The organism is Pseudoalteromonas sp. SR41-4 (assembly GCF_014163985.1).
Taxonomy (GTDB): Bacteria; Pseudomonadota; Gammaproteobacteria; order Enterobacterales; family Alteromonadaceae; genus Pseudoalteromonas; species Pseudoalteromonas rhizosphaerae.
Window position 1 is genome coordinate 43373 of sequence record NZ_JACJEI010000016.1, and the last position, 25664, is coordinate 69036.

The 25664-nt window shown below is 41.0% G+C and carries 19 protein-coding genes and 1 riboswitch; of the genes, 7 read left to right on the forward strand and 12 right to left on the reverse strand.

The window, feature by feature from the left end; translation table 11 throughout:
- The 3 genes from H5180_RS13770 to H5180_RS13780 all read right to left on the reverse strand — a co-directional run bounded on the left by H5180_RS13770 (window position 1) and on the right by H5180_RS13780 (window position 4377).
- A complete protein-coding gene (locus H5180_RS13770; protein WP_145235179.1) occupies window positions 1–1989 on the reverse strand; it encodes an LTA synthase family protein in 1989 nt (662 codons plus the stop codon).
- 164 nt (window positions 1990–2153) lie between these two features.
- Window positions 2154–2825: an START domain-containing protein gene (locus H5180_RS13775; protein WP_259399575.1), complete on the reverse strand. Its 672-nt coding sequence runs from the start codon at window positions 2823–2825 to the stop codon at window positions 2154–2156.
- 31 nt (window positions 2826–2856) lie between these two features.
- On the reverse strand, window positions 2857–4377 hold the full coding sequence (locus tag H5180_RS13780; RefSeq protein WP_149981355.1) for a CYTH and CHAD domain-containing protein: 1521 nt from the start codon (window positions 4375–4377) through the stop codon (window positions 2857–2859).
- A gap of 214 nt (window positions 4378–4591) precedes the next feature.
- Here H5180_RS13780 and H5180_RS13785 point away from each other — a divergent pair, with 214 nt between their 5' ends.
- On the forward strand, window positions 4592–5191 hold the full coding sequence (locus H5180_RS13785) for a TIGR04211 family SH3 domain-containing protein (protein WP_145235175.1): 600 nt from the start codon (window positions 4592–4594) through the stop codon (window positions 5189–5191).
- A 100-nt stretch (window positions 5192–5291) separates the two neighbouring features.
- On the opposite strand, the gene H5180_RS13790 is transcribed toward H5180_RS13785, so the two are convergent.
- Window positions 5292–5774 (reverse strand): winged helix-turn-helix transcriptional regulator, encoded by a 483-nt coding sequence (locus H5180_RS13790; protein WP_145235173.1) that lies wholly within the window; start codon window positions 5772–5774, stop codon window positions 5292–5294.
- A 170-nt stretch (window positions 5775–5944) separates the two neighbouring features.
- On the opposite strand from H5180_RS13790, the gene putA reads away from it, so the two are divergent.
- Window positions 5945–9748, forward strand: a complete 3804-nt coding sequence (gene putA, locus H5180_RS13795) for a bifunctional proline dehydrogenase/L-glutamate gamma-semialdehyde dehydrogenase PutA (RefSeq protein ID WP_182758403.1) — start codon at window positions 5945–5947, stop codon at window positions 9746–9748.
- Window positions 9749–9855: 107 nt separating this feature from the next.
- Window positions 9856–11052, forward strand: a complete 1197-nt coding sequence (locus H5180_RS13800) for an HD-GYP domain-containing protein (protein WP_182758404.1) — start codon at window positions 9856–9858, stop codon at window positions 11050–11052.
- Window positions 11053–11099: 47 nt separating this feature from the next.
- On the opposite strand, the gene H5180_RS13805 is transcribed toward H5180_RS13800, so the two are convergent.
- Window positions 11100–12125 (reverse strand): general secretion pathway protein GspB, encoded by a 1026-nt coding sequence (locus H5180_RS13805; RefSeq protein ID WP_182758405.1) that lies wholly within the window; start codon window positions 12123–12125, stop codon window positions 11100–11102.
- Window positions 12126–12138: 13 nt separating this feature from the next.
- Window positions 12139–13056, reverse strand: a complete 918-nt coding sequence (locus tag H5180_RS13810; RefSeq protein ID WP_182758406.1) for an AAA family ATPase — start codon at window positions 13054–13056, stop codon at window positions 12139–12141.
- Between the two features lie 128 nt (window positions 13057–13184).
- On the opposite strand from H5180_RS13810, the gene H5180_RS13815 reads away from it, so the two are divergent.
- Window positions 13185–14291, forward strand: coding sequence for a tRNA nucleotidyltransferase (locus H5180_RS13815; protein WP_182758407.1), 1107 nt, complete (start codon window positions 13185–13187; stop codon window positions 14289–14291).
- A gap of 9 nt (window positions 14292–14300) precedes the next feature.
- Here the strand turns inward: H5180_RS13815 and H5180_RS13820 are convergent, their stop codons facing one another.
- The 4 genes from H5180_RS13820 to H5180_RS13835 form a co-directional block, all read right to left on the reverse strand.
- Complete coding sequence (locus tag H5180_RS13820; protein WP_145235161.1) at window positions 14301–14810, reverse strand: DUF1566 domain-containing protein; 510 nt, start codon at window positions 14808–14810, stop codon at window positions 14301–14303.
- Window positions 14807–16480 (reverse strand): DUF1566 domain-containing protein, encoded by a 1674-nt coding sequence (locus tag H5180_RS13825; RefSeq protein WP_145235158.1) that lies wholly within the window; start codon window positions 16478–16480, stop codon window positions 14807–14809. Before H5180_RS13825 ends, H5180_RS13820 begins: the two co-directional genes overlap by 4 nt.
- A 104-nt stretch (window positions 16481–16584) precedes the next feature.
- Window positions 16585–16917 carry a hypothetical protein gene (locus H5180_RS13830; protein WP_145235156.1) on the reverse strand — a complete coding sequence of 111 codons (333 nt, stop codon included), beginning with the start codon at window positions 16915–16917 and terminating at the stop codon, window positions 16585–16587.
- 16 nt (window positions 16918–16933) lie between these two features.
- Window positions 16934–17662 carry a DUF2982 domain-containing protein gene (locus H5180_RS13835; RefSeq protein WP_182758408.1) on the reverse strand — a complete coding sequence of 243 codons (729 nt, stop codon included), beginning with the start codon at window positions 17660–17662 and terminating at the stop codon, window positions 16934–16936.
- Between the two features lie 246 nt (window positions 17663–17908).
- Here H5180_RS13835 and H5180_RS13840 point away from each other — a divergent pair, with 246 nt between their 5' ends.
- The 3 genes from H5180_RS13840 (at window position 17909) to msrA (ending at window position 22750) form a co-directional block, all read left to right on the forward strand.
- The gene (locus tag H5180_RS13840; RefSeq protein ID WP_182758409.1) at window positions 17909–18961 is read left to right on the forward strand and encodes an efflux RND transporter periplasmic adaptor subunit; all 1053 of its coding nucleotides are present in this window, start codon (window positions 17909–17911) and stop codon (window positions 18959–18961) included.
- Between the two features lie 3 nt (window positions 18962–18964).
- Complete coding sequence (locus tag H5180_RS13845; RefSeq protein ID WP_145235151.1) at window positions 18965–22063, forward strand: efflux RND transporter permease subunit; 3099 nt, start codon at window positions 18965–18967, stop codon at window positions 22061–22063.
- A 150-nt stretch (window positions 22064–22213) separates the two neighbouring features.
- Window positions 22214–22750, forward strand: coding sequence for a peptide-methionine (S)-S-oxide reductase MsrA (msrA, locus tag H5180_RS13850; RefSeq protein ID WP_182758410.1), 537 nt, complete (start codon window positions 22214–22216; stop codon window positions 22748–22750).
- 88 nt (window positions 22751–22838) lie between these two features.
- Here the strand turns inward: msrA and H5180_RS13855 are convergent, their stop codons facing one another.
- Complete coding sequence (locus H5180_RS13855) at window positions 22839–24683, reverse strand: TonB-dependent receptor domain-containing protein (RefSeq protein WP_182758411.1); 1845 nt, start codon at window positions 24681–24683, stop codon at window positions 22839–22841.
- 33 nt (window positions 24684–24716) lie between these two features.
- Window positions 24717–24895: riboswitch (cobalamin riboswitch) on the reverse strand.
- Between the two features lie 173 nt (window positions 24896–25068).
- Window positions 25069–25551 (reverse strand): YajQ family cyclic di-GMP-binding protein, encoded by a 483-nt coding sequence (locus H5180_RS13860; protein ID WP_145235145.1) that lies wholly within the window; start codon window positions 25549–25551, stop codon window positions 25069–25071.
- Window positions 25552–25664: the final 113 nt, after the last annotated feature.

Consider the following 25664-nt stretch of genomic DNA (forward strand, 5'->3'; position numbering starts at 1 on the left):
TTAATCCATGCCTTGAGTTAATAACTGCCAGGCTGTCGCCATATACTGGGTATATGCTTGCTCTGCCTGCGCATCAACTTCGACAAATTGCGGTGGTGTTGTCGGTAAAAGCTGAGTTTTATCCCGCTCATTGACCCTATAATACTCATAAAGTGCCGATAAATCACCACGCCAAAGCTGCTCATTGTGACGTATTGTTTGAAAACCAAATACCCTTCGATCTGGCGCTGCATTAAATAATGATTGTCCCATGCTATAAAACTGAGTATTTGCTGGCGCAATTAAATCTAATAATGTTGGAGCGATATCCATATGGCTTGCCACTTGTTGTGCTGGCACTAAATCTGCGCTAACACCTTTGCCATAAATCACCATCGGCACATGGGTTAACTCATATAAATTTGGACGCTTGTGAAAGTTACGACGACTATAATGATCCCCTGTAATGACAAATAATGCATCTGGATAGCGTTGCTCCATCTTAGCCACAAACTCACCCAGCATTTTATCTGCATACCACAAGTGCCCTAATACATACGGATCTAATAACTCCCCTTCTAATCTATTTATCTCTGCAGGGTAATCTGCAGCCGACTTATAAGGGTAGTTATATTTGTCTAAATCGAGATTAAACGGGCCATGATAACTACCAGAGAGAATCACATTAAAACTTTTCTGTGTGGTTTTTTCTGCCACTAAATCAAATAACTGACCATCATCAATGCCCCAGACTCCTGCACTACCTTTACCGCCAGCATCGGTAGCTGAATAGACCTTATCAGCACCTTGAGATAGAACGTACTCACCGACATTCTGCCATGATAATAAACCACCATAAAAAAACTGGCTGGTGTACCCTAAATGCTCTAATTGATTAAATAACGATAACTTGCTGCTTGGTTTTTGTGGCCCAATCAAACTCATATTAACCCCTGCATAAGGGATCCCAGATACAATACTGGATAGCGAATTCATAGTACTGCTAGCTGCAGGTAAAACGTTATCTAGGTAAATACCTTTACTAGCTAGATTTTTTAACTGATTGGTTAAATTAAGCGAAGCATACTTCTGTTGTAACGGCCAAGAATCATAGCTTTCCATAACAATCACGAACACGTGTGACGGTGCAGCTAACAAAGGTGCTGTAGTATATTGACTCAATGCGTTTAAAGGTAAAACATCAAGCACTGAGTTATGATTTAAATATGGATTTTCGCCGTCTACGCCATGACTTTGTAGATCGTTGTAATCTTTAATGGCATATAAAAAGCTGCGAAATGGATTGATCACTAAATTATTAATAAATGGGTCCGGCGTTACCGCAGACCACTTCCGTGAAGCCGGACGTGACTCAAAAGAACCTCGAATAGCACAGATAAATAACACCACTATGATGCTAATTAACAACGTACGCTTCCATTTACAGTCAGTAAAAATGCGCTGTAAAAAGCTATTCGACTGCTTATCAACGCGATGACATAACTTAAATGCAACCACTAACAGTGTAAATAACCCCAGTAAACTTCCCCATGGCCGATATTGTTCAATCACGGTTAAAGCAATTGCTTGCTGATCATCGTGCAACCCTTCAAACATAAAATAATTGAATTGACTGCCGTACTCTGAAATATACGTAATACTAGTTATACAGAGTAAAATAGCGACTACAAAAAAGAGTTTACCTGTAAAGTTACGCACCATTCTTACCCAATGACCTAAGCGCATCGGCTGTAAAATACAATTTAATAAAAAGGGGATACTAAAACACACACCACTGGCTGCTGAGTCAAAAGCAAATCCTGTTTCTAAGGTGTTTAAAATGACATCAAGATCTATTGGTGCAGTGATTCGGTCATGAAAGTAGACTAAAAAGAAAATCCGAAAGCTCATAAACAATAAAACACCCGCTAGCCATAATGTAGCGATGCGCCAACTTTCGTTAACAAATGAAAACCAACGGCTTGAGCCTGCAAGTGATGAAGCTAACACTATACTGTCCTTAAAGTAGTATGTTCCCAGGGCGGGAATATTACCGATTTAAGTTACAGTAACAATATTTTTTTTGTAATTATTTGTAATAAATATTTAATAAAAAAACAGTAACAAGAAATTAACTAGCCATCTAGATTATGTCGATTGTTAGCATTAATACGCTATTGTTTATTGGCATGAATACAATTGCCAACTTGGCTTACTTGCTGATTTGTTTGATAGGTTTTATTGATTAAGCGTAATTTAAGAGCAAGCAAGGTATGCATCGCACTTTTTAATCCCACTTTATTGCTTAGCCAATAAGGAATTGCACCACCAGGATTGGCGTATATTTCATATGTTATGGTTAACAATGATTGCCCTTCACTGCTATGTTGGGTTAATAACCAATGTGCTTTTAGATCAGTGATACGGATCACAGCTTGGCGCTTTGCAAGCTCCCCTGTTTTTGCTGCAATCGTTAACTTCGTCTGAGTGTCGTTCAGTTGTTGGTAGCATGAGTAACTCACCATATCGCGATCAGCGAGCGGCCACGGCGAGTCAAACTCGGTATGTACAATAGTTTCTGAGGGGCTTAGTCGTTCCAACACTTTCACATGGGTAACATTATCAATCCATAACGGCGCGCTGTCAGTATCACTTAGCAATGTCATAAAGTCATTGGCCGTGACGCCTTCAACAGTGATCTCTGCCTGCACTTCAAAAATACCATTGTCATGTTTTTTGTAGTACACACTTGCACCATCACGCTGTTTCCAGAGTTGCCAATGCTGAACATCACTGATCGCATCAGCACTAAAGAGCAGCATTAGTAATAATACCCGCCGTACCATGTGTATTCCCTATGTACTGGCTTAAAGGCGATTACTGCCAGTAAGGTGATATTTTATATGAAGCTAAACGGCTTTGTTCCATTGCGTCGACCAAGAATTCAGACTTTCTTTCAAGCCAGCTTTGAATTTTTGCCAGCTCTTCATCATCTTGTCCTGCACATAACTGCTTTAGATACTCAAGCGTGCTGAGCTCGTACATGCCGTGTGAAATATCTAACCATGGAATACGAAACTCACTGCGTTCATCTTTTTCAAATAACGAACCTAAACAGTTACCACTGAGTAAGCTGTTTTCTAAACGCATGCGTAAATCCAAGTAATCCTTAACTGTCAGTGTTTTTTGTTCTGGAAGTAATTGATGAAGGTCTTGCCAATCTTTTTCAAATAATCGATTAGCAATCTCAGCGACTGGTTTTTCAGCTGCTTGAAACTGTACTTGTCCCCAACTTTTACGCCATTGCTTATCCACCAGCCAGGTGGTTAAAGACAATAATAAGCGGTTATAGCGAGCGCTATGAAACAACCGATTAATATCATCAATACTTGGCTGTAGCTCTTTTAAGTCATTAATAACTTGCGTTAACTCAGGTGCACTGTTGATTTTTTTATAGTATGCGTGGCGCTTGGATGTATAGGTTTTTAGTTGAATCGCGTTTTCAACCCATGCTAATTCACTTAATAGCCATTTTAGCTCGGTGCGTAATAGCTCGGTGGTGCTTTTATCAACAATATCGTCAAACAACCAGAACGTATGACGGATTAAACTAATTCCATCGGTCACTCGTTTCAGAGTTTTTAAACTCGGTTTATCGAAATAACACTGTTCATGTTTTTGTACAAAACGAATACCAAAGCCAATTGCGGCTATAAGTGCTTGCTCTTGTGTTGCATATTTAGGTAACGATACAAAGCCAATTGATTTACTTGGCTTAAGTGGTTTTTCATCCGCAAGGCGATAACCACGAGCCGCTTTAGAATATAACCCTAAACGAATATTACTTTGACTCACTAACTTATCAGCTAAAGCAAATAATTCATCGCGGCTGCCTTCAACCAGTTCAATTTCAAGCTCACAAATTGGCTCCATCAAACCCGATGCAGATACTTCGCCTTTATCTAACACGACCTCAATTTTAGCGCCACTGTCGGTTTCAATAAGCCAAGTACGACGAATAAAGTTAGTACTAAAAATAGGATAAAGATTAGCGGCAATTGCACTTATTTGCATACCATGCGGCCAAATACTGGCATCAAATGCAGTTATATTTGGTCGGCTACTTTCCAGCGGTAAATTATATTCAGGTCGTTGATGCAACCCGCCCATAACTTCTCCAGCAAGCTTGATAGTTTGCTCACATTGATTATCAGCACAGCGGGTACGAAAACCGATATCGAGCGCTCTTAATTCACGGCTTGGCGTGTCAAAATAAGCATTTTGTAAACTACGCGAAGGTTTATTAGTAACCGTTTTTGCAAATTGAGTAATTAACGCGGGGATCAGTGGGATTACGGCGTCTGACACCAAAAACTTCAGTTCTATCTCAGTATCCATTAGGCTTGAGGATTACCTTTAAAATAAATAAGAGCTCAAAATAAACAAAGCTGCTCAACATTGCAAATTTTTTAGCTTATTTGAATCATGAAACAGCAGCCATGATTACAATATCAGTCTTGCTATTAGGGCGCTAAATCCATACTATCTCAATACTTAACTATGAATAATACGATTGCTGTCCCACAGACGGTTACATTAACAGGGTAGATTGATGTTTAAACATTCTTTATTAGCTTTGCTATTCGCGGCGGCCGCATTTATGAGTCACGCAGAAGAAAGCAATTCAGCTAGCGATGCAAACACCGCTTATATAGTCGATAATCTTTATACATTTATGCACTCTGGCGCGAGTAAAAATTACCGCATTGTTGGCTCTGTTGATGCTGGTACAAAATTAACCCAGCTATCTGCTGAAGAAAATGGCTTTGTTAAAGTTATTGATGATAAAGAACGAGAAGGCTGGGTAGAAGCTAAATTTGTTTCTAAAACTCCTGGTATTCACCAACAATATCGCACGCTCAGTGCTGAAATGGCATCAATGCAAGAGCAACTTCGTCAAGCACAAATTGAATTGCCGCAGCTGCAAGAGCAAAGCCAAACTTTAACTGACCAAAATAGTGCTCTATCAGAGCAGATTACTAAATTAAAAAGTACCTTAGAAGTTGAACGCACTGAAAAACAACAAGCCGGTGCAAAAGAAAAACGTCAGCTACTAACTTATGGCGGAGCAATTGCCTTCATAGGTCTATTTTTAGGTATTATTTTGACTATCGTATTATCGCGCCGTAAACGTTACGACGGCTGGGCTTAATCGATAACCACTATATTTGATATTAAAAAAGCACCCTTGGGTGCTTTTTTAATGCGTGGGGTAAACCCGCGCCTACGTATTGGTAGCAGCGAGTTTAAATTTAAGTATCGAGTCTGAGCCCAGTGTCTTGTTTAATTTTTTCGATCACCATATAAGTGTGGTGCGTACCAACTCCCGGTATATCGACTAAATCACCAAGCACTTGACGGTATTCATCCATATCCGAAACCCGAATCTTTAATAGGTAATCATAGCCACCAGCAACCATGTCGCACTCAACAACTTGCTTGATTTTTAAAATATGTTCACGGAACACTTTAAATACCGCAGTATTTGACGTCACTAACGACACTTGCACATGCGCGACTAAGCTTTGATTAAGTTTGGCTTCGCTCAACTTGGCAAAGTAACCTTCGATATAACCTTCTTGTTCAAGCCGTTTTACTCGATCAAGACACGGGCTGGGACTTAAGTTAACCTGCTTTGCGAGGTTAACATTAGAAATTCTGCCGTTTTTTTGCAGAACGTCTAAAATTGCTAAATCGATACGATCGAGCATGCGTAATCTATTCGGACTTGTCATAACAGAATTTTATGCGGATAAGTTTAAAGTATGCCCTGTAAATTATCGTAAAACGCTAAATTTAACCAGCATATTCTGCTGGATTTTAATTAGAATGCACGCATTACGTACATAAAAATCGGGCAGCGAAATTTTTTAGCTGCAAGACTCCATACACCAGAGGGTTGCTTATGTTATTTGACGGCGATTTGACAACAACGTGTCCAATCAGACAAAAAATCCGTGACTTTTATCGCATTGACGAAAATGCTGTAATTGATCATATTTTACCGCTTGCTGAAGTAGGCGTAAAAGCTCGCAGCCGTGCTTGGGAACGTGCTCGCCAGATAGTTCACACTATTCGTCGCGATCAAGATGGTCAAAGCGGTGTTGATGCGCTACTTAATGAGTTCTCACTCTCTAGTGAAGAAGGTGTGGTATTGATGTGCTTAGCTGAAGCATTGCTTCGCGTGCCAGATAAAGCCACTCAAGACACGCTAATTCGCGATAAGTTAGCCAAAGGCGACTGGAGCTCTCACTTAGGCAGCAGCGACTCACTATTCGTTAATGCGTCATCTTGGGGTCTATTAGTGACCGGTAAAATGGTTAACTACACTGATAAAACCAAAGAACAGCAGTTTGGTGTACTGAAAAAAACCATTGGTCGTTTAGGCGAGCCGGTTATTCGTAAGTCAGTAAACTTTGCCATGAAGATCATGGGTAAGCAGTTTGTTATGGGTCGTACAATTAACGAAGCCATCGAACGCGCAGCAGAAAAAGAGCAAAAAGGCTATGTATATTCATACGATATGCTTGGCGAAGGCGCTCGCACCATGAAAGATGCACAGCGTTACTTTAATAGCTATATGAATGCGATTCATGCTATTGGTAAAGCGGCAAATGGCCGTGGCCCAATTAAGAGCCCTGGTATTTCAGTGAAACTGTCTGCGATCCATCCTCGTTATGAGTTCACTCATAAAGAACGTGTCATGAACGAAATTGTGCCTAAGCTTAAAGAGCTGGCCATGGCAGCTAAAAGCTACGATATTGGCTTTACTGTTGATGCTGAAGAAGCTGATCGCCTTGATATTTCACTTGATGTAATCGAAGCAGTATTTAGTGATGATGACCTAGCTGGTTGGCATGGTTTTGGTTTAGCTGTGCAAGCGTATCAAAAACGCGCAATTTTTGTGATTGAATGGTTAACTGAGCTTGCCAGCCGTGTTGGTCGTAAAATGATGGTGCGTTTAGTTAAAGGTGCCTACTGGGATACCGAAATCAAAACCACACAACAAGATGGTTTAGAGCACTTCCCAGTATTTACTCGTAAGGCAACAACCGACGTATCTTACAAAGCATGTGCTATCAAAATGCTAGAAGCACGTGATGTACTTTATCCACAGTTTGCAACCCACAATGCCTACACTGCGGCAACAATTTTAGAAGTTGCTAAAGGTGATAACCAAGGTTTTGAATTCCAACGCCTGCACGGTATGGGTGAATCATTATTCGACCAAATCGTAACTGAAGAAAAAATTCAGTGTCGTGTTTATGCCCCTGTAGGTCAGCACGAAGATTTATTGGCTTATTTAGTGCGTCGTTTACTTGAAAACGGTGCTAACTCATCGTTTGTTAACGCCATTGTTGATACCACTAAACCTGTTGAATCGTTATTACCGGATCCGGTAGAAACACTGCAAGGTTTGCGTAACAAGTACAACACGCAAATTAAGATGCCAATTGATTTATACGGCGCTGAACGTGCTAACTCAAAAGGTATGGATTTAACCGATATCAATGTGATCACGCCATTCAAGGAAAATCTTGATAACTGGTTTGCAGAGCACCGTATTAGTGAAAGCGATATTCCTGAAGGTTCAATTGCAGTTAAAAACCCTGCCAATCATCAAGAGATTATCGGTCATATCAAGCTACAAAATAGCGATGATATGCTCACTCTACTAAGCAATGCAGAAACCGCCTTTGAGTCGTGGTCACAAACGCCAGTTAAAGAGCGCGCAAACCTATTACGCCGCATTGCTGATATTCTAGAACGTCATCACGACGAACTTGTGGCTATCTGTATCAAAGAAGCCGGCAAAGTAGCACAAGATGGTATTGACGAAGTACGTGAAGCGGTTGATTTTTGTCGCTACTACGCTGCTCGCGCCGAAGAGCTAAGTGAAGATGAGCGTTTTGAAGCCCGTGGTGTGATTTTATGTATCAGCCCATGGAACTTCCCACTAGCAATCTTCTTAGGTCAAGTTGCTGCAGCAATCGTAACTGGTAACACTGTTATTGCAAAGCCAGCTGAACAAACTAGCTATATTGCACTGCGTACTATTGAGCTTATGTTATCTGTTGGTTTACCAGAGCATGTGGTACAGCCTGTTATCGCACGTGGTAGTGAAGTAGGAAAAACCATTGTTCCTGATGAACGCATTCAAGCGGTTATGTTCACAGGCTCTACTGAGACCGGTACCATCATTTCTCAAACACTTGCTGCACGTAATGATCTTCAAGTACCGTTGATTGCCGAAACAGGCGGTCAGAACTGTATGATCGTAGATTCAACAGCACTGCCAGAGCAAGTCGTTGACGATGTGATCAGCTCTGGTTTCCAAAGTGCTGGTCAACGTTGTTCTGCACTGCGTGTATTGTTCATTCAAGAAGATATCGCAGATAGCGTAATTGAAATGATCAAAGGCGCGTTAAAAGAGCTACACATTGGCGATCCATCATTACTATCAACCGATATCGGCCCTGTAATTGATGAAAAAGCCTTGAAGAACTTAAACGAACACGTTGAGTACTTAAAAGGCAACGCAACACTGCATTATGAGTGTGATATTCCAGATAACAGCGAAAACGGAGCGTATTTCTTTGCGCCACGTTTATATGAAATCAAAGATCTATCTGTACTGAAACGTGAAGTATTTGGCCCATGTGTACATATCATTCGCTTTAAAGGCACAGAACTTGATAACGTGATTGACCAAATAAATAACACTGGGTTTGGTTTAACCATGGGTATCCATTCACGCATCGAAGAGCGTTGTGAATACTTAGCAAAAATGTCGCGTGCCGGGAACGTCTACGTTAACCGTAATATGATTGGCGCGATTGTTGGCGTACAACCGTTTGGTGGTCGTGGTTTATCTGGCACCGGACCTAAAGCAGGTGGCCCTAACTACTTAACTCGTTTAGTTAAAGAAAAAGCATCGCCTGAAAACGTGCAAATGACTAACTTGACGCCAGACGAGCTTGACACTCACCACTATTCAGGTGCTGCTGAGCAAGTCGAGAAGTTAATGGCAAACTCAATGCGCGATGAAAAAATTTGGCGCGCAACCCCACTGAACGATCGTGTTTCAGCGGTACGTCAGTTATTAGCTAAAGTTGCCACAGTCGATATTATTGACGAGTTAGCCGACGATTTAGCATTAACACTTGCCGATGCACGTGCCCAACTTAATCGCCTTGAAAAGCACATGCGTAAGTTTACTACTTTGCCGGGGCCAACAGGTGAATCAAACACCCTTCACCTTGAAGCGCGTGGCTGTGTTGTATGTTATGCCGATAAGAGTACCTCGTTTAACTTCTGGGCTATTTCGATCATCACCGCACTTGCTGCAGGTAATACCGTGATCACCGTAGCGTCGGAGTTATTCTATGACGAAGCGGTGGCCTTTAAAGATAAGTTTATCTCAACAGGTATTGCTGAAGGGGTATTCCAAGTAGCTAGACCGAATCAGTTACAAGCTATTTTGGCGCACCCTCATTTAGCAGGTGCTGTTGTTGCATCGCGCTCATCACGCTTAGGCTACTTCAGTCAACAGCTAGCGCAACGTAAAGGAGCAATCTTGCCAGTGATCAGTGCTGAGTACTACGACACGCTAATCAAGCGCTTATTAACAGAAAAGACCATTAGTATTGATACAACTGCTTCAGGCGGTAATACATCACTAATGACTTTAGTTGAAGATGACGAGTAGAGTTTAATAGATATTAACAAAGGGCGCTAATTAGCGCCCTTTTTACTACTTATCCAGTAAGAATTTTGCTAACTTTGTAGTATGTTATTTATTATGAAGTAAACACATTGAAAATTATCCCAATCGTTCAGCTTATACCAGGTATGTTTGTGCATAGCGTAACTAAACAAACGGGTAAAATTAAAATCAAAAACCAAGGTTGGGTAAAAACGCAAGCAGGCGTGCAGCAACTTATAAAAGCCGGTATCTTAGAAGTTGAAATTGATCCTGATAAAACCATCGTTGAACTCAGTCCTACTGCCACAACAAACGATATAAAGGTTGAACCGCCAAAACAACGTGATCCTTGGTCTACAACACACAGTGTTGAGCAAGAGATGGACAAAGCATTTAAGCTCTACAGCGAAGCAAAACAACTGCAAAGCAAAGCATTTACCGATATAAAAGCCGGTAACACTATAGATATTACCCCCTTTAAAGAATTAGCTAGCGGCTTTATTGATTCGGTATTTCGTAATCAAGATGCCCTAGCATGCATCACCCGTATGCGTGAAAAAGACGCCTACCTACTAGAACACTCGATCAACGTCTCGATCTTAATCAGTATTTTTGCCAAACACTTAGGTTTTGAACGAGCGCTTATTGAAGAACTTGCCACCGGTGCGCTGTTACATGATATTGGTAAAATTCAGATACCGGATGACATTCTTAATAAGCCGGGTAAGTTAACCGATCAAGAATATAAAGTGATTCAGGATCATGCGCGCTTTAGTAAAGAAATTTTAGAACTGGCGGGCCTTAAAGGCATTGCTGTCGATATTGCAGGCTTTCATCATGAGCGACTAGATGGCACGGGTTACCCGTTTGGCAAGCGAGCTGATGAAATAAGCCAGTACGTGCGTATGGCATCGATTGTTGATGTCTATGACGCACTTACCGCAGAGCGTGTTTATAAGGCCGGCATGGAGCCAATCAAGGCCTTTAAAATACTCAAAGACGGTTGTCCAGATAGCTTTGATGGCGAGTTACTGACTAAATTTATTCAGTGTATTGGCGTTCATCCAGTTGGCACGTTAGTTAAACTGTCGAGTCAAAAAGTCGGCCTAGTGACCAAAAGCAACCCTAGCAGCCCTCTTAAACCTCAAGTGAAAACTTTTTACAATGCAAAACACGCTCACTACACACAAGTTCAAGATATAGATCTGGCGCACAACCGAACTCAAGATTCGTTAGAATCCGCCATTAAACCAGCGGATTTCAACATTGATTTAATTAGATTTTTCAAAAATTCAATTTTGCCGTAATAATCGCCGAAAACGAAATTGGCCTGCGCGAAGTAGCTATCTAATCTTCACTCGGGCCAATCTTGCAGCGCTTTTAAGCTAAATTCATAATCATCAAAGCTCAGCACCGTTTGCTCTGGAGTGATCTCTAATACTCTTAAGTCCCCAATGCTATCCCCCTCATACAACTCCCGATTATTGAGCTTAACCCAACGTTTATCAGGTGATGATGAGTAAATATGCGCTTGGTATTTAATTTCTGGCATCAATGCCAACAAAGCATCAGGTAGTAACTCAATCGGCTCAGCATAAGATGAATTTTTAGTGCCTTGCGTTACTTGATGAGATTGGGTGCTTTGAGTATCTTCGATAGCGCGAGCAAAGGCATTTTTAAGCGCCGTTGGCACAGTTTCAAGTTCTTCATCGCTTACCGTTGCAACCGGCTTTGATTTCTCACTAGTCGGTTCGCCAAGAGGCTTCCCCAATACTTTGTATTTACTCATATCGATATTGCTAGCGCTATTGTTAATCATTGGCTGCATTTGCACTGCATTAGGATTATATTGCTGCTGAGGCGCTGCATATACTTGCTGATAACCATTAGGTGTTTGCACCAGTATTGGCTGACCTTGCGGATAAGCTGGTGCAGTATTTACTGGCACTTGCACCCACTGATATTGCCCTGTTGCTTGTTGGTATTGCTGAGGTTGAACAAATTGCGGCTGAGACATCGGCTGCGTGCTAGCAACTTGCGCTGGGCTAGTTTGTACTGGATTTGTTTGCACAGGTATCGATTGCTCAGGCTTCACTGTGGCAGGCACAGGTGTTTTGTCATTAGCAGGCTCCACTGATTGATCCTGAACACTCGTTACCATTTGTTCAGGGGTATTTAAATGATTTTTTTGTAACCATTTACCAATTGAAAACCCTGCCATCAAGGTCAGTAAAAAAGCAACCAACAAGCCAAGCGAAATCGCAATAAAACGATAACGCTGTAGTTCTTGCTGCTGTTTTAATTGCTCAGCGTTTCTGTCATGTGCTGACGCTTCATCATGTTGTTCTGATTGTTTTAAGGCATCTAATAAATACGACATATATGACCATTAATTAAAGAATGAACGACAAACCAATACCCAGACTGAGCACAGTTAAAAATGCCAACGGATAGAGCCAATTAAACGACGACTGCTGCTCTATGCTAATGGAACTTAATGCACTCGGCGGTAACGCTTCTTGTGCTGAGCGCATTACTATATCACTATCAATCATCGTTAGCTGCTTAGAAAAAGCTCCCATTAAACAGCGTTCACATAATAAATTTACTAAACGCGGAATACCTGCAGTAACTAAGTGAATCGTTTTTAACGCATCATTTGAGAATAGTCCCCGATCACAACCTGCAACATACAAACGATGTTTAACGTAAGCAAAAGTTTGTCCTTCAGTTAACGGTAGTAAATGATAACGAGCAGTGATCCGCTGCGCTAACTGACGCAACTCATTACGCTTTAATAAAGCCTGTAATTCTGGCTGACCAACCAATACTATTTGTAGTAATTTTTTATGGTTTGTTTCTATGTTAGTTAATAAACGAAGCTGTTCTAGCACGTCAGGGGCTAAAAGCTGAGCTTCATCAATAATCAAAATAGTGTGGCCACCAGCTTGATGATTCGCTTCAAGATGCTTTTTAATTGCATCAGTTAAGGTTTTTAACGTCGCATTTTGCTCGTCATAAACAATATGAAATTCATCGCAAATACTCGCTAACAGTTCCAATTGTGACAGTGCTGGATTATGGATTAACGCCACTTGCGTGTTTTCAGGTAACTGCTCTTGCAAACTGCGGGTTAAGGTCGTTTTCCCTGTTCCCACCTCACCGGTTAACAATACAAACCCACCGGCTTCACCTAAGCCATAAGTTAAATGCGCCAACGCTTCTTTATGGCGTTCGCTTAAAAATAAGTACTGTGGATTTGGCGCGATTGAAAACGGTTTCTCTGACAAGCCAAAATAGCTTAAATACACCCTAAATTTCCTTACTGATTAAATCACGGCCTATAATGGCAAAAAAACAGCGTAAGTGAAAACCTTGTTAGCGTTTTATTAGCTAAATAACGTAAAATAGTTTGCACAGTTAATATTCAGGGGAAATTATGCAAGTTTATTTGGTCGGTGGAGCAGTTCGTGATGAGCTATTAGGGCGAATCATCAAAGAACGCGATTATGTGGTGGTCGGTGCAACTCCTGAGCAACTGATCAAACAAGGCTATCAACAAGTTGGTAAAGACTTTCCCGTTTTTTTACACCCAAAAACTAAAGAAGAATACGCACTAGCTCGTACCGAGCGAAAACAAGGCCAAGGTTACACGGGCTTTGTCTGCGAGTTTTCAGCAGATGTTACCTTAGAAGACGACTTACGCCGCCGCGATTTAACCGTTAACGCTATTGCAAAAGCACAAGATGGCAACTTAATTGACCCTTATGGCGGCAAGCAAGATTTAGACAACCGCATTTTGCGCCATGTATCTGAGGCATTTAGCGAAGATCCACTACGTATATTACGCGTTGCCCGTTTTGCAGCTCGTTATCATTATCTTGGTTTTACGATTGCCGAAGAAACCCAGCAATTGCTAACACAGATGATCAACCAAGGTGAGTTACAAACACTCACCGCAGAACGGATTTGGCTAGAATGTGAAAAATCATTAACGGATGGCGCATTTGCTGAGTTTTTGAATATTTTAGCGCAGTTAGGCGCGCTTAGTGCAATCAGCCCTGCCTTAGCAGGTAACTGGAGCGATGAGTTATATCAACAACTAAAAAACCGTTACGCTTACGCACAAAGCCAAAATATAACCGATCAGGCATTATTGTTTGCACAAGCCACTGCATCATTGACGCAAGAAGAGATTAAAATTCTCAGTCAAACTATTCGTTTACCAAATGACGTACGCGATTTGGCATTACAACTTAATGCCCACCAAGCAACCTTAAGTAGCCAAACAATCACCGCACAGCAACTACTCCGTTGCTGCAATCAACTCGATTTATGGCGCCGCCCTGAACGGTTCGAGGCAGTTCTTAAAGCCGTTGAGATTAACCAAGCAGCATCACTGGCTAATCAAAAATTATTAACAGCAACCAAAGCAGCTAAAGCAATTAACCCGCAGCAATTTATTACGCAAAGCATTAAGGGCGCAGCAATAAAAACCGCGCTAGAACAAGCGCGGTTAGAGATATTGCAGCAGTATTTCAATTAACTAAGCTAGCTACTTTTCATAACGTACTAGACGTAGGTACACAAATGAGGTTTTATCGTGCAAACTGTTAAGGCCTCTGTCAAAGGTGTATACCCAAGCTGAAGTTTTATCGGCAATACCTGAAGTATTTGTCCAATAGTTTTCACTTTTATTACCTAAAAATACAGACTGATTAATACTTGGGGTAACACAGCTGTGCTCTAAAATACTAGCAAGCTCTTTATTATTAGGTACTTGCCAATCTGTATATGCACCTGTTCGGTCATTCACTGCGGCTCTTAGCGCCTCTTGCCAATTTACTTTTACAGCACTATTAATACAGCTGTTGGTGGCAACATCATAACCTTGTCCATAACTACAGGTTTGCCACATTAGCCCGGTTACACTGTCGCTAACGGTGCCATCAACACTAACTGTAAAACGGGTTGCGGGTGTTGTTTCGGTCACACCAGTGTAGCAAGTCTGCACAGCCATCACGGCAGGACTAAGTAGCAGTAAGCCAACTAATAATGATTTCATTGCGATGCTCCTGCAGTTCTAACCAAGCGCACAAAGGCGGTATTACCTTTTGGATAAGCCAGATCATTGCCGTTACTCATATCAAAAACATACGCTTGCGATAAACTGGTACCATCGGCCGAAGTTTGTGAGGTCCAATAAATTAGTCCATCCTCTAATAAGTTGCTATTAGGCGTATTAGGAAAATAATTCTCATCAAGTAATATTGATTGTCCATGCTTGCCATAATTAAGTAGCGTTAATAACTCTGTGTAAGTAGGCACTCGCCAGTTGGTACCACCACAATAATCGAGTGTATTGACGGCATTAATATACACCTGCAAATTACAGTTACTACTACTTGGGCAAGTACTATTCGGTGTCCCTTGTACACTCCCCGTTTGTACGCCATCGCCACTATTTAAATACCATGTGTAGTGATTTTGACCTTCACGCAACGCCGTATTTGGCAAAGTGCCTGTATTAGGGCTTTTTACTTCCCAAATCAAACCCGTTACGTTATCGCGAATACAACTAAAGTTGCTTGCAGAATCACTCAGTTCATCTGCGAACTCATTTAATTTAGTAAAATCAAAAGCCAATTCACCTTTACCGACTTTTTCTATATGTGTAGTTGCGACGCTGTCACGACCCAAAACAGCATCTTGGCGAGGAAAGTCAGGGCTCGTACAGGCTATTTCTTGGGTGTTGTTGTAACATTTATCCATACCGGTATCATTGAGCAAACCAAGCGGTTTTGATTTAACCACGATATTGACGGTGTCTGTATCTGTGCGCCCTTTGCTATCAGTCACGGTTACTTCAAAGGTATGCGTGTTAACCGCTTCGGTCGCTGGTGCAGTAAAAGAGGTAATGCATTGTTGCTGATTATCAAGTATTGCATTGCCAGATATTTGTTGCCAATAGCATTTAAAGGTGTCTGTTACTGTTTCTGAACCTGTAGCATCTAAGGTCACTTTTTCCAGCTCAATAGCACTCTGATCAATACCAGCATTGGCAATAATCACATCGCTGGTTTTATTTAAGGTATGTGAATATTGCGTGCTTGCTTCTCCCCCCTCATCATCGACAACTGTTAACAGCCAAGTGATCTGCGTGTTGGTATCAAGTAACGGATGAGTGAAACTAATTGTTGCATTACTATTACTATCTACAGCAAGCGTTGGTCCTGCAATTTGTTGCCAGTTATAGCTATTAATTTGGCCATTTTCATCCGGATCAACTGAGCTGGCACCACTTAAGGTAATTGTATCTTTATAATCAGAAGGCAGTGTTTCGGGTGAAGTTTGAGTAACAATAACCTGAGGAAGCTGATTATTTGACTCAATTTCGATCAGTAAGTCATCACTTACTAATTGACCATCTGTGGTTTGATAACTAACACGCAATAATAATTCGCTGTTTGCTTTAATATCGGGGGCGGTAATTGTTTGTAGTGCACCATCAAGGGGGAAACTGTCAATAATTGGTCCACTTACTCGCTGCCACGTAAAAGTACCATCAACAGGCGAACCTTTGGCTTCAATAGTAAATTCACTTTTTTCAATAATGCGCTGATCATCGCCAGCAAAAACGGATGCTGCAACCACGGGATTATCGTTGCCGCCTCCGCCGCCACCGCATGCTGTCAATACAGCTAATAACGGTAAAACTATCAAGGGGGATTTCATGCACTGATTCCTCATTTAAAACTGAAATTACATAGCCTTAATGTTAATAGCCACGCCAATCAATAAATTAAGCAACAACAATGCCAGATACAAAAGAGAGGATGTTATAAATAGCTATCTTGGTGAATACGGACAAATAACTTTGTGCCTATTTTACTATAATCTATCTTATACTCACGGCCATCTAACGCCTGAATAAACAGTAAACGCTTCTCTTCACCAAATACGTCTACACTGCCAACATAGACCATTTCTAAATAGCGTTCTTTAGCTTCACGACGGTTTTTTGGCAACTCTTCTTTGAATGGTTCTAAACCATGTTGAGTTACCTTTATTTTTGGGTGCACTTCAGAATTCACGATCACTAAATCGAGTTTTTTATCTTTATGGATTATGGTATTTCTGCCACTTTTAATAAAAGATCTATCTTGACTCATCGCTTCATCCTACTAACTAACGCCTATTTTCAGGCGTCTTACTCTCTAATTGAGATTCAATAAATACTACTGGGTTATTCCGCCATGCATTTAAGCTGTGGCTAAAATCCCAAATACTTCTATCCAATACACTTGCTGGTAACAGTAAGTCATATCCTGTTAATTGTCGTAGATGTCGCATTCTATTAGCAAACATGGCTATAAGGCCATTAAAACTGCGACCATTCACAGAAGTGTAATGATTATCCTCAACTGACCATTCTGATGGGCAATTGCCATTTTTGCAATGTTTTTGAATTACTTGCATAAATAAATGTCGTTGTTCGATCAATAATTTACCTGCAATTCTTGGTCCTAGTTGTAATAAAAATTCATCGGTGTCGTTAAGTTTGATACCTACAGCATTTAACTCAAGTTGCTCAAGTTCTTGTTCTACTTTAGGAATACCACTGTAATTTAGATTTTCTTGCTTAACACACCAGCAGCCATACTTATGCTGGTAAGTAAGCTCCTTTTCTGTAATAACTAAACTGTAAAATGGCTCTTGGGTTTTTAAAAACCCAACAAAAATGGCAGCCAAACATAAACTCACCAAGAAAATTTCGAAAATGCTAATTTCGTCGGGCCGCAGTAAATTAACTAGCATTATAAATAAAAGCCCAACCGCACCGACAGTGAGAGTTTCAATACCATTGCGCGCACCTTGCGCACGCAATTTCAAAACAGCGTTTTTGCGTTTAACCATAACGATAAAAAACAATATAAAAAGCGTACATAATTATAGCCCAAATTATCAATTTACGTATTTTCATACAACGCGGACATTTGCTCGTTAACTTCATAACTCTCTCACACACAAACATAAAATGGGAACAAAATGAAAAACAACTGAACTTTTACGCCTAACCGACAGATTTATGAGATACGCGGCCGCCAATTCACGCTGTAATTTTGTACACTAGAGGCAATTAATTCTCCGGTATTTTTAACAATGTATGCAAAGCAATCTGGCAAAGCGCTCTTTCCATTTATTATTACTCTACTTTTGGGGCTATGTGTTTATCTTTATTTACCAAGCAGCCAAGGTGAGCAATCTGACTTCACAGTTAATGCAACGCAAGTAACCGCTCACACTGTTGCAAGTGAAGAAAATGCTGTCCTCATTGAGGCTATCGGCAGTGCCCGCGCTAATCAAGCAATTTATATACAAAGCGCACAAAATGATTACGTAACTGACATTTATTTCAAAGACGGTGATTTAGTCAGTAAAGGTCAAAAGCTCGTACAATTGCAATCGCAGCAAGAAGAGCTCACTGTTAAAGAGCTGGCAATCAACTTACGCGAAGAAAAACGTCAACTTGAACGCTTAACAGAGCTTTCTCGCTCACAAGCAACTGCAAAGTCATTACTCGAAGAGCAACTTTCTCGCGTTGATGCAACCGAAGCTCAGCTTGAAAACGCCAAAACAAAATTATCTGAAATGACTATTATCGCGCCTTTTTCAGGTATTTTAGGTAAGCGTCAGATCTCAGTAGGTGCGTATGTAAATAACAGCACAATTATTACAAGCTTAGATGATATAAGCATTATTAAAGTCGATTTTAAAGTCCCAGAAAAATACCTTGCGCAATTAAACGTTGGCATGAAAGTAATGACCCAAAATGATGCTTACCCTGAAAAAACCTTCACCGGTAAAGTAACGCACGTTAGTGCTCGGATTGATTCAATCACCCGCAGTGTTGAAGTCACAGCAAGCTTCGCGAATAAAAGTGGTTTATTACGCCCTGGCATGTTGCTCAAGACCGCGTTACAACTTAGCTCGAATCAAGCGATGATGGTGCCAGAGAAAGCGGTGATCCCACAACAAGATAAACATTATGTTTTTCAAATTGAAGACGGAATAGCCACTAAAGTAGAGGTTCACGTTGCAGGTCGTCACAATGGTTGGGTTGCCATTGATGAAGGTATTAGTAATGGGCAACAAATTGTTACTGAAGGAATTATTAAAATTCGCTCAGGCAGCAAAGTTACTGTGAAGGGGTAAACTGTGAAAATTACTGATACCAGTGTCAAACGTCCCGTTTTTGCAATTGTAATTAACCTACTGTTACTAACCTTTGGCTTAGTGGCTTTTTCGATGTTACCGCTGCGCGAATATCCTGATATTGAATCACCCATAGTCAGTGTAAGCACTGAATATACGGGAGCGTCAGCCGAGATCATTGAAACAAAAATTACCCAAGTGCTGGAAAACCGTATTTCCGGTATTGAAGGCATTAAAAGCATTAATTCATCAAGTAGAAATGGCCGCTCAAATATTACCATTGAGTTTAATATCAGCCGTGATATTGATGCCGCATCAAACGATGTCCGTGAACGTGTAGCGCGCGCACTTGATAGTCTACCTGAGCAAGTACGCCCGCCAGAAGTATCTAAATCTAACAGTGATGAAAGCCCTATTGCATGGTTTTTACTCAATAGCGACACAATGGATTCATTGCAACTGTCTGATTATGCACAGCGCTTTATTGTCGACCGTTTAGCTGTGGTAGATGGTGTTTCCAATGTACGTGTTGGTGGTGAACGTAAATATGCCATGAAAATTTGGCTCAACCGCCAAGCAATGGCTGCTCGTGGCATAACCAGTAGTGACATAGAAAACACCCTACGAACTGAAAATGTTGAGCTACCTGCAGGTGAGATAGAATCTATCGACCGTGACTTTACAGTTCGAACAGCGCGTAGTTACAAAGAGCAGCGTGATTTTCAAAACCTAGTAATTAAACGTGGCGACGATGGTTACTTAGTTCGTCTTGGTGAAGTCGCTGATGTAAAATTAGAAGCCGCTGACGATGAAAGCTTATTCCGAGGTAATGGCCGCAATATGGTTGGCCTTGGTATTGTTAAACAAGCTAAAGCGAATACACTTACCGTGGTTGATAATGCCCGTGCTGAACTTGAAAAAATCAAACGCAACCTGCCAGAAGGCACCACTATTCAAGACAGCTACGACTCGTCAATATTCATTAAAGAATCAATTAACGAGGTTTACAGAACCTTGGCTATTTCTATGGCCTTGGTGGTATTAATTATCTTCTTATTTTTAGGGAACATTCGCGCCACCTTGATCCCAGCGGTAACAGTCCCAGTTGCGCTGGTCGGTAGCTTTATGTTCTTATTGGCGATGGGTTACTCAATTAACTTATTGACACTACTGGCGCTGGTGCTAGCAATTGGCTTGGTTGTTGATGACGCGATTGTAATGCTAGAAAACATTCACCGGCGTATCGAACTGGGCGAACCTGCCCTACTAGCCGCTTATCGTGGCGCCCGTGAGGTTGGCTTTGCAATTATTGCCACCACCTTAGTGCTGATCTCGGTGTTTGTCCCCTTGGTATTTATGGATGGCCGTATCGGCGCATTATTTACCGAGTTTGCGATGGCCGTCAGCGCCGCGGTATTCTTCTCAAGCATTACCGCATTAACACTCTCGCCAGCGTTGTGTTCATTAGTACTTAAACCATCCTCAAAAGAGAGTAAATTCAGCCAATGGATGGACCGTATCTTTAGTAAGATTGAGCAAAGTTATAAAAACTCTTTACGCTCAAATATGACGCGTTCAGGTGGTTTAACAATCACCCTACTGCTGGCTGGTTTTGTTAGTTATTTACTGTTCCAACAAATTCCTTCAGAACTTACGCCAAAAGAAGACCGTGGTACTTTCTTTATCATGATGAGTGGCCCTGAAGGGGCAAGTTATGAAAATAACGCCGCCAACATGGCAAAAATTGAAGAACGTTTAATGCCTTATTCCGAAGCGGGCGAACTAAGTCGAGTGCTGGTACGCGTTCCTGGCTGGGGTGGCAGCGGTGGTGTGGCAATTGTTGGTATGGCAGACTGGGATGAACGTAAACGTTCAACTTGGGAAGTAATGGATGAGATCAGTGCAAAAATGACTGAAGTCACCGATGTGCGCGCGTTTGCTATTATGCGCCGTGGTATTGGTGGCGGTGGCTCATCACGGCCCATTGAGTTTGTCCTGCAAGGTAATGATTATGCACAATTAGCTGATTGGCGAGACCGGATCATTGAACGTGCAGAGAAAAACCCAGGACTGGTGCGTATTGACCATGACTACAAAGAAACCTTCCCGCAGTTTTTGATCAGTATCGATAAAAACAAAGCGGCGGATTTAGGGATTTCAGTTTCGGATGTTGGCCGCACCCTTGAAACCATGTTAGGCCAACGCCGTGTTACCACCTTTATTGACCGTGGTGAAGAGTACGATGTGATCTTAAAAGGCACTAAAGCTGACTTTGCTGATCCTACCGATATATCAAATATTTACTTAAAATCACGCAGTGATGAACTGGTTCCTCTAGATAGCTTAATTAGCTTAAAAGAAGAAGCCACTGCATCAAGGCTAAATCGTTACAACCGAATGCGTGCTATTACTTTGAGCGCTAACCTCGCCGATGGTTATACCCTTGAAGAAGCGCTTAACTTTTTAAATAAAGTGGCAATGGAAGAAAACGAAATTGATGGCGCCATTGATTATAAAGGTGAATCGCAATTATATTATGAAGGTGCCTCAGCGATGACGTATGTTTTCATTCTAGCGCTTACTGTTACCTTCTTAGTTTTAGCCGCTCAGTTTGAAAGCTTTATGCACCCCTTTGTGATCATGCTCACTGTGCCACTGGGTTTGATGGGCGCAATGTTTGGTTTATGGGTTGCAGGACTAACCATAAACATTTACAGCCAAATAGGCATTGTAATGCTGATTGGTCTTAGTGCTAAGAACGGTATATTGATTGTCGAATTTACCAATCAATTGCGCGATAAAGGCGTAGAGTTTAGTGAAGCTATTTTACAAGCAGCAACCCAAAGATTGCGACCAATTATTATGACCTCTTTGACTACGGTAATGAGTGCGGTGCCACTAGTGCTAGCCTCAGGCCCTGGTGCAGAGAGCCGTATGGTAATTGGTGTAGTGGTGTTTACTGGTGTTATTGTCGCAACCATACTTACGCTATTTGTTGTTCCTGCGGCGTACTATGCGCTGGCTCGCAATACTCAGTCTCCTGAGTTTTTACAACAAAAGCTCAACCAACAAGAAGCTGAAAGGCCGCTAAAAGAGCTTTAATCTCATCGTAGCGTTGCAAACCCATAGCAACGCTACTTTTCACTTCAACACACTTCCCTGCCGTAATTAAATGAAATAATAAACCTCCTTGCTCGTTCTTCTGTTACGCTAGATAATCCGTGTAATTTAACAGCTTTAAGGAACAACTAAATGAGTATAACAAATGAAACTGCAACATTTGGTGGTGGCTGCTTTTGGTGTATTGATGCCGCGTTTAGGCGCGTGAAAGGCGTTTTACAAGTAAGCTCTGGCTATACTGGCGGCGAAACAACTGAGCCTACGTATAAACAAATTTGCACTGGCCTCACCGGCCACGCAGAGGTTGTACAGATTAAGTTTGACAGTAGCCAGATAAGCTATGAGACCTTACTGGCGATGTTTTTTACCCTGCATGATGCCACTCAGCTAAACCGCCAAGGTAATGATATAGGCACCCAATATCGAAGTGTGATTTATTATCATGATAGCGAGCAGCAAGCGCAAACTAATCAATATATTGCAAAATTACAAAGCCAAATACGCGAAGATATCGTCACTGAAGTTAGCCCTGCAACCACTTACTACCCAGCAGAGCAGTATCACCAAGACTACTACAACGAAAACCCTGAGCAACGCTATTGCAGTTTATTGATAGCACCTAAGCTGAAAAAGTTTGAGAAAGACTATAAACAGTTTTTAGTAAACTAAGCAAAGTGCTAAATAAGCATTTTCATCTGAATATAAAAAAGCCCGACAAACAAAAGTGTCGGGCTTTTTTATTTAAGCTAGAACGAGATCAGAGCTGGTAACTTACGCCAACAAAGAAGCGACGGTCAACTGTATTGTAGTAAAACACTTCGCCAGTTGCATAATCCATACTTGAGTCAACCGCGTTGTATTGCTTATCAAATAAGTTTTCAACACGAGCAGAAAATGAAAGCGCACTGTTAAATTGATAATTTGCAGTTAAGTTCCATAACGTATAAGAACTAAGCTCTGTTACTTTACCTTGACGATCACTACGGTACTGCATATCAAAACCGGCATCAAAATCGCCCCACTGCTTCGCAACAGACCAGTTCACAGTACGTGGTGAAACATAAGTTTGTGCTACACCCGTTTCGGTATTTTCAGCATTTAAATAAGTAAAATTAAACTGATTATCAAAACCAAGTACTGTTTTGGCCAAGCTAAACTCAACACCCTCATGGCGTGCTTCATTTATATTTTCTGGCTGCCATTTACCAGCTGCATTAGGTGCCCATGCAATTAGGTTTTCAATATTATTTCTGAATATTGATATATCAAGCTTTGCCTGAGAAAAGTCTAAACTCAAACCTAACTCTTGGTTAGTTGATGTCTCTGGTGCTAAATTTGGATTACCTGGAGATAAAGGGTCAGGAAAATAAAGATCATTAAATGTTGGCGCTTTAAAGCCCGTGCTTTGGCTCAATCGAAGTGTTGCACGCTTATTTAAGTGATAACCAACAGCTGCGGCGTAAGTTGTTTCATTACCAAACTGCTCATCATCATCTAAACGCAATGCTAAATTTGCAATGAATTTATTATCATCAAAATAGCCCCCAAGAAATGCAGCTTTAGCTACTTTGCTATCCGCTAGATAAGCCTTACCATTAGTAAATATTTCATCTTTATACCAATTAAGCCCGCCATTAACGGTTAAAACTTGGCTTGCATTATAACTGCCGTGGTAATCAAATTGTTTACGTTTTGTTTTATAACTATTAGTAATAATCGCACCAGTGTAATCATAGCCTTTGTTGTCAGAATCGTCGGTTGCAATAGCAACATTAATTGAGTGCTTATGATCGGTAAAGGATTTATCCCAATCCAGCCCTAGCTGATAATTTTCAAATTCATTATTTTCTACGATACTATCAATAGGCGAGAAAGCATTGTCGTATTGTGCATTACCTTCACTGTATTGACCCAGCGCTTTAAGCTCACCTAACAGCTCATCTGCATAGCGAATATTAAATCCTAAATTTTTGTTCTCATAACCATCTTCATCCGATGCTACGCCTTGCAATACGTCAAAGCCATCCGTTTTTTCAAACCCAGCATTAAACGACGCTTTAACAGCATCAACTACCGTTGTACCTGCGACTTGATAATTTTGATAAGCATCAGTACCAAATGTTGCATCTAGGCTGACGGATTCCTTTGTACGAGTAATAATATTGATCACACCAGCGAGCGCGTCAGACCCATAAACTGCAGCACGAGAGCCTTTAACAATTTCAATGCGCTCTATTGAATTAAGAGGAATATTACTAATTGATTTATAACCAAGGGTTGCAGAGCCCGTACGTACGCCATCAATCAAAATAAGTGTATGTCGCGAGCTTGAACCGCGAAGTGACACGCCAGAACTTTGCCCAAAGCCACCATTGGAATTTATTTGAAAACCAACTTGGGTTGCTAGTAAACTCGGTAAATCACGGACATTACTTGTTTCAATATCACTGCGCTCAATAACAGTTACACTGGCAAGTACATCAGTAATTGATTGTTCAAATTTATTAGCGGTTACCGTCAGGCGTTCTATTGATTGCTCTGCAGACACAGAAAAAGACAACGCAGCGGCAATTGCTACGCATAGAGTAGATTTGTTTAACATGATATCCCCTGACCCGCGCCCACCGCACAAGTGATAGTAAATTGACTTCAAGGCCGGTCTCCGGACTTAACATAACTTGCTAATAAATTTAGCTAAAAGTATGTATCACCGTTGCGGGGGCAGTGTTGGACTTCGTTTATATCCTATAAACGCCACCAACTTCCCGATTATCTTGCTTTACTTAATCAACAACCTTGAAAAGTAACCACAAGCACCTTGAAAATAGGTCGCTATTGTGATTATTTTAAGCACAAAAGTCAATGGACGGCTATACATCTAAACACTCTAGGTTCTAGGAATAATCATAAGTTCTAAACTAAAAAAGCCAAACTACATTGCTGCAATTTGGCTTTTTCTAGCACCTAGAAACCTAGCTCCTAGCTTTCTAATCTCTAAAGTTTTTAAATTGAAATGGCTGCCCTAAATCGGCACTGCGCACTACTTGCATGGCTTCTTGTAGGTCATCACGCTTTTTACCCGTTACACGTACTTCTTCGCCTTGGATCGCGGCTTGTACTTTTACTTTAGAGTCTTTAATGGCTTTAACGACTTTTTTAGCCATATCTTTTTCGATACCTTGCTTTAGCGCAACATTACGGTAAACATTTTTTCCCGCACGTGAAATATCTTGCAGCTCTAAACTTGATACGTCCATACCGCGTTTTGATATTTTGCTCGCTAAAATATCAAACAACTGCATAACCTGTGAATCAGCTTCTGCTTTTAGTTTAATGGTTTTATCATTAAGCTCTATTGACGCATCAACGCCTCTAAAGTCAAAGCGAGTTTCAAGTTCACGGTTAGCGTTATCAACAGCATTTTTTGCTTCGTTCATTTCGACTTCCGAAACAATGTCAAATGAAGGCATAAGTCTCTCCTAACAAGATATTTTTAATTCAAATTTATATTGTCGATAATTATACTATATAAATTTTATAAATCTTTACACTTTTCTATGCTTTGTTCAGGTGCGATACGAAA

Bases quoted from the DNA above. Each gene is read 5' to 3' on its own strand.
- H5180_RS13775 (WP_259399575.1), bottom strand. From the start codon at position 2,825: ATGGTACGGCGGGTATTATTACTAATGCTGCTCTTTAGTGCTGATGCG.
- H5180_RS13780 (WP_149981355.1), bottom strand. From the start codon at position 4,377: ATGGATACTGAGATAGAACTGAAGTTTTTGGTGTCAGACGCCGTAATC.
- H5180_RS13785 (WP_145235175.1), top strand. From the start codon at position 4,592: ATGTTTAAACATTCTTTATTAGCTTTGCTATTCGCGGCGGCCGCATTT.
- H5180_RS13790 (WP_145235173.1), bottom strand. From the start codon at position 5,774: ATGACAAGTCCGAATAGATTACGCATGCTCGATCGTATCGATTTAGCA.
- putA (WP_182758403.1), top strand. From the start codon at position 5,945: ATGTTATTTGACGGCGATTTGACAACAACGTGTCCAATCAGACAAAAA.
- H5180_RS13805 (WP_182758405.1), bottom strand. From the start codon at position 12,125: ATGTCGTATTTATTAGATGCCTTAAAACAATCAGAACAACATGATGAA.
- H5180_RS13815 (WP_182758407.1), top strand. From the start codon at position 13,185: ATGCAAGTTTATTTGGTCGGTGGAGCAGTTCGTGATGAGCTATTAGGG.
- H5180_RS13820 (WP_145235161.1), bottom strand. From the start codon at position 14,810: ATGAAATCATTATTAGTTGGCTTACTGCTACTTAGTCCTGCCGTGATG.
- H5180_RS13825 (WP_145235158.1), bottom strand. From the start codon at position 16,480: ATGAAATCCCCCTTGATAGTTTTACCGTTATTAGCTGTATTGACAGCA.
- H5180_RS13830 (WP_145235156.1), bottom strand. From the start codon at position 16,917: ATGAGTCAAGATAGATCTTTTATTAAAAGTGGCAGAAATACCATAATC.
- H5180_RS13835 (WP_182758408.1), bottom strand. From the start codon at position 17,662: ATGGTTAAACGCAAAAACGCTGTTTTGAAATTGCGTGCGCAAGGTGCG.
- H5180_RS13840 (WP_182758409.1), top strand. From the start codon at position 17,909: ATGTATGCAAAGCAATCTGGCAAAGCGCTCTTTCCATTTATTATTACT.
- msrA (WP_182758410.1), top strand. From the start codon at position 22,214: ATGAGTATAACAAATGAAACTGCAACATTTGGTGGTGGCTGCTTTTGG.
- H5180_RS13855 (WP_182758411.1), bottom strand. From the start codon at position 24,683: ATGTTAAACAAATCTACTCTATGCGTAGCAATTGCCGCTGCGTTGTCT.
- H5180_RS13860 (WP_145235145.1), bottom strand. From the start codon at position 25,551: ATGCCTTCATTTGACATTGTTTCGGAAGTCGAAATGAACGAAGCAAAA.